The following is a 2,491-nucleotide window of genomic DNA, read 5'->3' on the forward strand; positions in this document are numbered from 1 at the left end:
ACGGCTTGACTTCGGGGAAGCCCAAGGGTTCGTCGATGTAAGGCGACTGGGGAGCCGGTGTCCACACAGGCAAATCAAGCGGCTCCGGCTTCGGCTCCGGCTCCGGCTCGACGGCCACTTTGAACCGCCGTTGCAGCTTGGCAATGGTCCGCAGAAGTGTCTTCACCTCCTGAGCGGTGAAGCTCCGCGCCTTCAGTTGCTTGTAATACGTAGGCCGGGGAATGCCGGCGACCTTGCAAACCTCGCGGGTATTCAGCTTGGCTAGCCTGATCCTACCAGGTAGCGAGTCAATCAGGTCTTCAAATTCGGTCACGAGCGGCAGTCCAGGCTTGTACGGTTTCATAGCAAAAAAGGTAAGTGTCTCCCTGTAGAAACACAAACTTTTGCAATAAGTTCGACCCTAAAACACCCTCAAAAAACCCTGAGTTATAACGGATTCTATAAGATATTCTACAAATGCAAACTGATAATCAGCTACTTAGCCCAAAAATTATAACTAATGGTATATTTTCGGAGACATACCGAAAATATAAATAGCTGATTATCAGCCTCGCAGAGCAAGCAGAACAGGGGTCATTCGTAACGAAGTGGAGAATTACCCCTGTCGGCTTGCTAACTTTTCCTTTCGATGGCAAGCCAGATCAACGAAGGCAGATCGAGCACAGACGGAGACAGGGAAAGTTAGCTTTTTTCGGGCATAAAAAAGCCCCTGTTGGCTTCGAGCTATCAAACAGGGGCAAACGACTCTCGTCGCGGGGTCGCCCTATCCTCACGGTTGCTTCCCAGCAGAGCCGGTTTACGTTCGGGCAAGATCAAAGCTACTCAAATATCCTACGCATTCCCTCAGATGGCTCGAAAGTCGTTAACTTCTCGCCAGTGTCGTGCGCGTACCAGTCGTGACCAGACCAGCCCCAATAACGGCTTTCAGCGTCTTCCAGCTCCTCGTAAGTCATTCCTTCAACGACTTTATTGACGTCCTCAATTTCGAGCTTTTTAAGCCCTCCGAAAGGGCTAATGAGCTGTTTTCCCCGAAGAGCCTGGATGATTAGGTCAGTACGCGCAGGATCTTCGCGCTTACGCACCTTCATGAACACCTTCTTCCCAACCGGATCAGTTGTTTCTACCCATTCTTCGCCGATAAACTTCGTCGCGTACTTCACAACCTCCAAGAGACCTTCTTTACCGGCAATAGGCCGAATGTCCTGCAAGAAGGGGGCAGCGTCGGGAAAATGGCTCAACCACTGTGCCTTGATCCATTCAGCATTGGCCACACCGTCCAGTGCCATGTGAAAGTGAGAGTGGTAGTAATTATCTGGGCGTTGGGTAGTCTCCAGTGAGCGCAACCCAATCAGCCGAATGTCGGCCTTTTTTGCCTTCGCCTTGTGGGACTGCTGATAGATCAGCCTCCAAACACGCATCATTAGGTCAACTTCTCCCCGCAGAGTCTCCGGTTGGATACACCAAAACGTCGGCTTCGTGAGGGTTAATAGAACCGGCTCGGTGAACGTTTCGAACTGTGAATAGTAGTGATTTAGGTATTTGGCCGTCCGGATCGCGGAGCAGGTCAGGCACGTTCGGGCGTTGCAGTAGTGTGAGCTGATTTTCTGACCCTGCTGGTGAAGTAGGTCGGTGCAGTGAACCGCCCGCTCGTAGTATTTCACCAATGGGGTTTCTGGCACCTTGACAAGGGCCTGATTGATTTTGGTACTGGTCCACTTTCGCTTGCTTTTCTTGCCGAGCTTGGATAGCTTTGCCATACGTTAAATGCGCGCCCTGATAGCCTGAGAAACTGAACGGGGAGCGACTTTTTTAGGATTCACAAGGCAGATCGTTGGAGCGATCTGCCTTTTTTTGTTGCCCCTAAATTAAAAAACACACCTGACTTTACAAGACAGTGCCGAGTGGATTCCGTTCAGGGATTTTGGCTACAATTATGCTAATGTATCAAGTACTGAGTCCTTCGGACTGGATTTTCTATCATTTTTCCCCGCTCAAAGAGTCTCTATTTTTCCTCCCTATTCATTCTAAACTATTCTTTTACAGTAACTTACTGCCTTTTGTTGGGTTAAAGGTCTTTAGGATGTTATAGGATTTTTCCGTTGGTGTCATACCACCGTTTTTTACATTTTTTTCGCCATTACTCTACTACTTTACTGGGCGGTAAAAATAGGGGAATCAAGAGGGAAAGGTAGTGTCTACAGGGAGAGACACCACGAAAAAAGGGGGCAGAAATAGCCCCCAAAATCAAGCAATACCGCCACCCCAAGGGGGTGCCCCTAACCGACGAAGGAGGTTAGCAAGCTATCCTTTCGTGTGTACAAAATGCTTCGTTTACACTCCGATTTTGTACACACAAAGGCGCTGCCCTTCGGGAAAAAAAATCATTCGCCCAGCTCATGAAAAATCATCCTTAAACGGCTTGACTTCGGGGAAGCCCAAGGGTTCGTCGATGTAAGGCGACTGGGGAGCCGGTGTCCACACAGGCAAATCA

The 2,491-nt window shown here is 49.5% G+C and carries 2 protein-coding genes; both read right to left on the bottom strand.

Annotated features, from left to right (window positions below; all coding sequences use genetic code 11):
* The coding region (locus tag AC23NW_RS36000; protein WP_487455521.1) for a hypothetical protein at window positions 1-343 on the bottom strand (343 nt) is incomplete at its 3' end.
* 475 nt (window positions 344-818) lie between these two features.
* Complete coding sequence (locus AC23NW_RS36005) at window positions 819-1,757, bottom strand: hypothetical protein (RefSeq protein ID WP_487455522.1); 939 nt, start codon at window positions 1,755-1,757, stop codon at window positions 819-821.
* Between the last annotated feature and the right edge of the window lie 734 nt (window positions 1,758-2,491).

The sequence above is a fragment of the Arsenicibacter sp. R0_47 genome, assembly GCF_057652235.1.

Coding starts and splice junctions, on each gene's coding strand:
- AC23NW_RS36005 (WP_487455522.1), bottom strand. CDS start 1,757: ATGGCAAAGCTATCCAAGCTCGGCAAGAAAAGCAAGCGAAAGTGGACC.